Annotated in this window: 5 protein-coding genes; 2 read left to right on the top strand and 3 right to left on the bottom strand. The window is 60.3% G+C overall.

Features of this window, described 5'->3' with window-relative positions; genetic code table 11:
- Positions 1–60: 60 nt before the first annotated feature.
- Positions 61–459 carry a tripartite tricarboxylate transporter substrate-binding protein gene (locus PMN64_RS40860; protein ID WP_411784846.1) on the top strand — a complete coding sequence of 133 codons (399 nt, stop codon included), beginning with the start codon at positions 61–63 and terminating at the stop codon, positions 457–459.
- Positions 460–702: 243 nt separating this feature from the next.
- Here the strand turns inward: PMN64_RS40860 and PMN64_RS40855 are convergent, their stop codons facing one another.
- Entirely contained in the window at positions 703–2,469 is a 1,767-nt protein-coding gene (locus PMN64_RS40855) for an adenylate/guanylate cyclase domain-containing protein (protein WP_411784845.1), read from the bottom strand.
- Positions 2,470–3,214: 745 nt separating this feature from the next.
- Between PMN64_RS40855 and PMN64_RS40850 the strand changes: the two genes are divergently transcribed.
- A complete protein-coding gene (locus PMN64_RS40850; RefSeq protein WP_411784843.1) occupies positions 3,215–4,759 on the top strand; it encodes an MFS transporter in 1,545 nt (514 codons plus the stop codon).
- 183 nt (positions 4,760–4,942) lie between these two features.
- Here PMN64_RS40850 and PMN64_RS40845 read toward each other — a convergent pair whose 3' ends face one another.
- Together PMN64_RS40845 and PMN64_RS40840 are read right to left on the bottom strand one after the other, a co-directional pair.
- A complete protein-coding gene (locus PMN64_RS40845) occupies positions 4,943–5,275 on the bottom strand; it encodes a hypothetical protein (protein ID WP_411784842.1) in 333 nt (110 codons plus the stop codon).
- 336 nt (positions 5,276–5,611) lie between these two features.
- Positions 5,612–6,775 (bottom strand): TAXI family TRAP transporter solute-binding subunit, encoded by a 1,164-nt coding sequence (locus PMN64_RS40840; protein WP_411784841.1) that lies wholly within the window; start codon positions 6,773–6,775, stop codon positions 5,612–5,614.
- Positions 6,776–7,655: the final 880 nt, after the last annotated feature.

Here is a 7,655-nt window from a genome sequence, read left to right as displayed (position 1 = left end):
ATTCAAGATGTTGGCCGGAGTCGATCTTGTTCACGTGCCTTATAAAGGCGGGGTCCCGCTATTACGGATGCTATCGGCGGGCAAGTGCAGGCCGTGTTTATTCCTGCTCCTGCAGGGATTGAATATGTCCGAGGCGGGCAATTGCGTGCACTCGGTTTATCTAGTGCCAATCGGTTTCGAACGTTGCCTGATGTACCCTCCATCAGCGAGGTCGTATCCGAGTACGACGCGACCACGTGGTATGGAGTGGTTGCGCCACGCGACACCTCTACGGCAATTGTTCAGGCGCTCAACAGAGAGATCAATGCGGGATTAGCTGATCCAAAACTGCAGGCACGTTTCGCCGAGCTTGGCGCAGAAGTCTTTCCCGGATCATCAGCCGACTTCAGCAAGCTCATAGCCTCCGAGATCGAAAAGTGGAGCAGAGTGATCCGAACCGCAAACATCAAAATTGATTGAGTCCTCTGGTCGTCAAGGTCAGCTTAGGGTCAATCGCGTCGTTTTTTTGATCGGCCAGCGAATCCGGTCTACCCTCAATTTCGGACATGTCGTTGCACTGCGCCAACTGCCACGATGGGCCAAAACCTGACTTGCCGAATAGTATCGATCATGGCGCAAGGGCGGACGGTTCGCAGCGAATGCTTCCCCCGTTTAGAGAGCCGTTGCTCTAAGACGCTCGACCAGTCTTTCACTAAACGACTGTCACCGTAAGTTGGTTAACCCCGCACGACGCAAGCCGTCTGCGAGGTGCTTCCGGTATTTCGCGTCAAGGTAGGGGGTCGTAACGTCGAACAGCTGCTGCGGGTCCGCCGGACGGGAGAGCAAATCATTTAGTAACGGTCGGGCTTCCTCGATACGTCCAAGTTGGCCGAGGCTTGCCAGGAGAGTTCTGAGACCTGGGTAAAACCGGCGCGGACGGTTCGCAAGCTGACCAAAATGGACCGCCTCCTCGTAGTTCTCCTGGTGATAATGCGCCAGCGCGACGAAGCCGAGAAAGGTGCCGGCTTGAGGATCGTTCGGGTTCAGACGGAGGCAACGCAGCAGAGCACCAAGAGCTTCACTGAAGTTTCCGATATAGACCCGAACCAGGCCAAGTGCGAGGAAACCGAGCGCAAAATTCGGGGTGAGGTCGATGGAACGCTGCGCCTCCGCAAGCGCCTGCGGGTGCATTCTCATCACCAAACTCGTCCAGCAATACGCGTAGTGGCAATAGGGGTCGCGGTCATCGATCGCGACCGAGCGCGCCGCAGCCGCATGAGCTTCGGATGTGTCGTTTGCGAGATCGCCGCTCCAACCGTCCCAAACCCGGCCGTTCAGGGTGCGTGCAAGCGCCATGTGTGCCTGGGCGAGCGTTGGATCAAGCCTGATCGCCTGCCGCAACAGAGTGACGGCCTGGTCGTGGTTCTCGGGGGTCTTTTGTGAAAAATGCCACATCGCGCGCATGCAGCAATCGAACGCATCCAAATTGCCGACGCTCTTGCGAAAGGCTCGTTTTCCTTCGATGAGTAACATCTCTGGCTCAATCGCGCCGACCACGCACTGCGTGATCTCGTCCTGGATAGCGAAGATGTCGGCCATGTCGCGATCGAACCGCTCGGCCCACAGATGATTGCTGGTTTCCGCTTCGATCAGCTGGCCTGTAATCCGCACACGCTGACCGGATCTTCTTACGCTTCCTTCGAGGATATACCGCACGCCAAGTTCGCGAGCGACCTGCTTCACGTCGACAGCTCGCCCCTTGTAGACGAACGTCGAATTTCGCGCGATGACAAAGAACCATCGGTGGTGGGACAGAGCGGTGATGATGTCTTCTGTGATGCCATCCGCGAAGTACTCCTGCTCGGGATCGCCGCTTATGTTCGAGAAAGGGAGCACCGCAATCGATGGCTTGTCCGGCAGCGCAAGCTCGCCGCTCAAAACGCCCGTGGCCGCCGGATGCTGGAGCCGCCAGTCCACCGAATAAACCGAAACCGGACGACAGATGTTCTTTAACGATCGTTGTCCGATCGACATCAGAGGAAAGTTCAGCTTGCCTTCGATCTGATCGCGCACCGCACCAGAGATGCAAATTCCACCCCGGTCGGCGACGCCTTGTAGCCGCGCGGCAACGTTCACTCCGTCGCCGAGCAGGTTGTCGCAGTCCACCATCACGTCGCCGAGATTGACGCCAATTCGAAATTCCATCCTCCGCTCGCTGGGAAGATCAGCGTTACGGCGAACAAGCGCGCGCTGGATCGCAACTGCGGCGCGCACGGCCTGTACTGCGCTGCTGAATTCGGCAATCACGCTGTCTCCCGCGGATCCAAAAATGCGCCCTGCATGTTCAGATATGAGATCGGATATCGTGCGACGATACGCGTCCAGGATCCGCAGGGTCGCTTCCTCGTCCGCACCCATCAGGCGGCTGTATCCGGCAACATCCGCCGCCAGAATTGCCGCAAGCCGCCGTTCCACGCGATTGTCGGTCAAAACGGCCTCCCGAGATCGGTAGATCCGTCCGACATATCAAAGCATAGGGCGTTGCCCTTGGGCTAGGGCCAATGTAGCCTGTGGGTCAAAAGCACCGTTTTGCCGGTCTGCCGTTGCCTTCCGGTCTACCCCGACGAACAGACATTCTCGGGTTCGTCCGCGTGTCGCAGTCGGGCCAATAACGACCAAAGTGCGCCGCTGGAGACAACGTCCTACTCGATCAACTCGTCGGTGCGCGCGAGCAGCGTCGGCGGAACGCTGAGGCCAAGCGCTTTGGCAGTCTTGAGGTTGAGTACCAACTCGGCTGAATGAGCGGCAAGTCGCCCGCCTTCGCGCCTCCGATTTACTTTCCGCGCGAAAATGTCACGAATCCATCCCGGTTCGGCAAATCTGTGAGAGAATGATGCCACAAGGGTCGCGGGATTTCGGCGATCGTTATCGGAGGAACGCCCTCACGCGAGTAACCGGCTGTCGGCGTTGATCTCTCGGCCAGCCTCCAAGCGCGCTATCCGGAGACAAAATCCGACTTACGAAAAACGCTGACCATACTCGGAACCCAAAAATCGAATGCAGCTCACAACGTGCACACGATCGACGGAGTTCCTAGGTTCAGAGTCATGCAGCGGGCGGAACCGCATCAAGTATGGCTTAAAGTGCAACACTCGCTTTGGGTTTGGAGCCTGGTTCGCATGAGTGTGCTCCCAAGGCGAGCATTGACCGGCGCTATGTCGGCTTCGAGTGTCCAATGATCGGATTTATACGGCCGCCGTGCGATGCCGGTGCCATCCAGGGGACTCCCTGTTTTGAAATGGCCCTGTCGCAATGGCGAAAGCGGCTCACCTTGGCAGCAACCATTCTCGGGTCGAGCATGGCGTTCATCGACGGATCCGTGGTGAATGTCGCCCTGCCTAAGATCCAGCAGGCCCTGCGAGCAGATGCGACCGCGACGCAATGGATCGTGAACGCCTACCTGTTGCTGCTCGGTTCGCTTGTGCTGGTCGGTGGCTCCGCGGCCGACCTTTATGGGCGGCGACGGATTTTTGTTCTCGGGCTTATGGTCTTCACTGCGGCCTCGATTGCCTGCGGGCTTTCCCCGAACTTTACAGCGCTCATAGCCAGCCGCGCTGTCCAAGGTTTTGGTGCCGCGCTGCTAATCCCAGCCAGCCTTGCCATGTTGGGGGCGACATTCGACGAGCACGAGCGCAGTCGGGCCATCGGGATATGGGCGGGCGCTGGCGCCCTGATGTCCGCACTAGGCCCGGTCCTGGGTGGCTGGCTGGTCGACTACGTCTCGTGGCGGGCGATCTTTCTGATCAACGTCCCGCTCGCAATTGTCGCGGCTGGACTTGCGCTGTGCTTCGCCTGCGAGAGTCGCGATCCGCACGCCAGGCAACTTGATTTAACCGGGGCTGCAACAGCGGCCATTGGCCTTGCGGCAATTACGTGGAGTGTAGATGCCATCCCGGCATCGGGATTTCGCGATAAAGCGGTGCTGGCTCAACTCGCAGCAGGAGCCGTGCTCCTCGTCTTGTTCGTCGCGGTCGAAGCCCGCCAACCTGAACAGGCGATGATGCCATTGTCCCTCTACCGATCACGCAATTTTTCCGCAACGAATGCACAAACGCTATTGCTGTACTTCGCGCTTGGCGGCGCAATCTACTATCTGCCATTCGGTCTGATCCGGCTCGGCGGTTACTCCGCCACCCAAGCCGGGGCGGCCTTGCTTCCGTTTGCACTGATCATGGGATTTGGGGCGTCGTTGATGGGCGCGTTCGCTGACCGTTTGGGACCGCGGTTGCTGCTCACCATTGGGCCTATCATCGCGGCCTGCGGATTTGCGATGCTTGCATTCGTCGATTTCAAACAGCCTTACTGGGTCAGTGTGTTTCCGCCGATCTTTTTGCTGGGCGTCGGTATGGCGATCACGGTGCCGCCGCTGACATCGACGGTGATGGCAGCTGCCGGCAAAGCCCACACTGGCATTGCCTCCGGTGTTAACAATGCGGTCGCTCGGGTCGCGGGCCTACTCGCGGTCGCCGGTCTCGGGGCCGTGTTGTTTGCAAACTTCTCATACCATCTTGGAGGCCCGGAGCCAGCGAAAGTCAGCGACGCCCTGAACGCCGTCATGTCCGGACAGCCGGGCGTCGATGAGCGGGCAATTGCCGCGTTTGAGGACGCGCTCCGCGCGATAATGCTGCTGACCGCGAGTTGCGCCGCACTTGCAGGTGCCGGCGGCCAGCTTTGGATCGAGGCGAACAATACCGAAGCTGACCCCGCAGCGCTCTCGTAAAACTCCAGACGATCAACGAGCCGCCTGACGCCGCTGATCCGCAAACGTAGCAATGCGCTGCCACGCCCATCGCAGATAAGGGCATCTGCCGACGTTCCCGGACTGAACCTCTCTCGCTTCGACGCTGGCTGGTGAAGCGCGGAAGCCGCCGCAAATGTCGAACCGATTCGCGCGCGGACCGCGTCAATTTGCGACGCGCTCCTCCTCCTTCTTGGTCACGTGCCAGATCACGAAGTGGTAGTGCGGCGAATCGACTCCGGGATGTCCCGGGTTGAAGTAGATGTTGACGTGGTCGGTCGCGCCGGCGAACGCCGGCGCCTCGAACGCCTTGTGATCGTCGATGTCCTTGACCGCAACCATGTATACGGTCGCCATCAAGCGGTCCTTGCGGTCGAAGCACAGGAATGGTCCCAGCGGAAGGGTTTCGGGCTTCACGAACAGGATGCCGAGGCTCGGAAAGAACTTCGGGAAATTCACGAGATCGCTAACCCGCTTGTATCCCTCTCTTTCGGCCATCTTCCGCTGATTCTCGGCGATCCTTCGTTGATCCTGCATCGAACGAACGACGTGGTGTTTCCTCTGCGCCGGGCGGACTCGGCGAACAGTCCTTCGCGGAGCCTCGGTCCTCCGAGGAGGCTCGGTCCTCGCCGCCGGCCGCGATAGATCCGGCATCGTCCCCTGCGGAGCAGGCTGCCGAAACGGATCCGGCATCGTGCCCTGCGGCGCGGGCTGCCTCCCTTGCTGGGTCAGCTGCGCGCCGGGCGATGTCGGCACAGTCGTTAAGGCGAGCGATGCAGCCAATCCCAAGGCGGCCAACCGATGGCGCATCTGACAATCTCCCAACGCTTTCGTTCACTTGTCCTTGTTGCGCTCCCGCCACCGCAGGAAGTCCCGGAACAGCGTTTCGCGGTCGGACCGATCGTTCGCTGGATGCTGCTCGAGAAAGCGGTCGAACGCACTGCGCAACGCCTGACGCTGGAGCCAGCGATCCGCAGGGCGAAAGCGCTGCCATCCGGGCAGCGGCTCCGCCAGGTTGACCTCGCGCCATCTCGGGTGATGGTCGTCGCCGAGAAATTCGGCGAAGCGCGAGAAGAATGTCTGCACGAATGACTCGAGCAGATCGTAGCGCTCGTTGCGGCTCGGCCAATTATAGGCGAACAGGGCCGCTTTGATCGCGATCGTGTCGACGCTTTCGTCAACCCCAAGGACCGACGGATAGTCCTCGTGACGTAAGGTCGAAGGCAGGTAGTCGCGCCGCAGCGCCGAGGAATAAGGAATCGGGAGGAAGCTAACCGCATTGAACTGGGCGTAGCGTGCCAGCGAGGTGACCGGCTTCGCCGAGATCAGCAGGGTGGCCGAGAGTCGCCCCTTGCGCATCTCGTCGAACGCCGCTTCGAGGCTCAGGTTCGTTTCGTCGAATTTTACGTCCAGACTGTTGAGCACCTCGCGGCCTAAGACCGCGCCGGCACTGCCTTCTTCGCCCAGATTGATCCTCTTGCCCGCAAGGTCGGCCAGCGTTTTGATTTCGGGCCGCGCGATCAGGTGGAATTCTTCACCAAACAGAAGTGTGATGTAGACCAGCTTGCCGCGGATGTCCCCAAGGGTCCTGGCGTCCTGGAGGCGAGCGACCAGGACGACAGGCGCGATGGCCATGTCGGCGCCTGCCAAGGTGAGGACGTCGATGACGTTGCGGACACCGCCGTTTCCAACTATTGGCAGCACCCGCAACGCCGTTTGGCCATGTGGTCCGGTTTCCTGACCGGTAGCCAGCGTGGTCGCGATTTCCTGGGCTATGGCGAATTCGGTGCTTTGCGGCGTGCCGGTAACCAATCCGGCCGTGTAGCGGCTCTCCGATATCGTCACCCCCTTGTCGTCGCCGCCCTGCTTACGCGGAGACGCCTTCGCGGACTGAGTCGGAGACGTCTGCGCCGCGCATCCATCGACCCGCTCGCCGATCCAGGCCGTTGCCATCAATGCGGTGAACAGGCCAACCAGAATCGCTCTGAAAGCGCTCATCGTTGTAAACCGGTTCGGTCCGGATCGGCCCCTTCGCCGCCGGGTCGGCGCCGTGCCGCCACCCCGAACAACAGGCAATTACGCCAGAGCGTGACGGACGGAATAGATTCGTCTTGCCCCTCCAACGCGCCAAAACCAGGGCAGTTCCGTGCCCTCGCGGGCCGTTGCGGCGATCAGCTGTGAACGCTCTCAGCCGCGCGTTGCGGAGTCATTGCATCGCTAGGTTTCAAGTACGAATGCTTAGCACTGCACGGCGCAATCTCGCGCGCTTCGGGATATCCGGAGGTATCTATACTTCGACTATCTCCCACAGGGCGTGCTGCGCGGCCGCTTGGCACCGAGGCGCGGCTCATGTTCGACATCCTGCGGCCTGGCGACGGCCACCGCTTCGGGCCGCCGCGCCTACGGTCGCGACCAAGAAGAGCTGCGGCGACATCACCATCCGGAATCCGCGGACAGCCCGCGCGCGGCGCGAGCAGCGAGCATTATCGGTGCGGAGATGCCCGCCGGCAAGAAGGTGCGCGGCCGGGCGCTCCCAATGAACAAGAAGGTTTGGTTTATGGTGCGCTCGGAGGGCGGTCGTGTTTACCGTAATTTCAAAGGCTTATCGAAGAAGTCGAGATGTGGGGCGCATTTTCGACGGCTGGAGTGCTTTTGGGCACGCCACCTTACCGAACTGGCACGGCCTGGCCCCATCAACTGAGTAGCGGATTTCTACTCCGCGGGTTGCAGGTTCGAATCCTGCCGGGATCGGCAGCTATTTCAATGAGATGAGCGCTCTGTACTCGAAAGTATGGTGTCGCATCGTGTGTTGGGGAAACCCCTTTAATTTCAGGCCTTCCCGTTTGGTACCGCTGAGCCGATAGTACACGGATAAGAC

Origin of the sequence: Bradyrhizobium sp. UFLA01-814 (assembly GCF_046718885.1) — a bacterium.
GTDB classification, from domain to species: domain Bacteria; phylum Pseudomonadota; class Alphaproteobacteria; order Rhizobiales; family Xanthobacteraceae; genus Bradyrhizobium; species Bradyrhizobium elkanii.
This window is presented reverse-complemented; position numbering and strand designations above follow the sequence as displayed.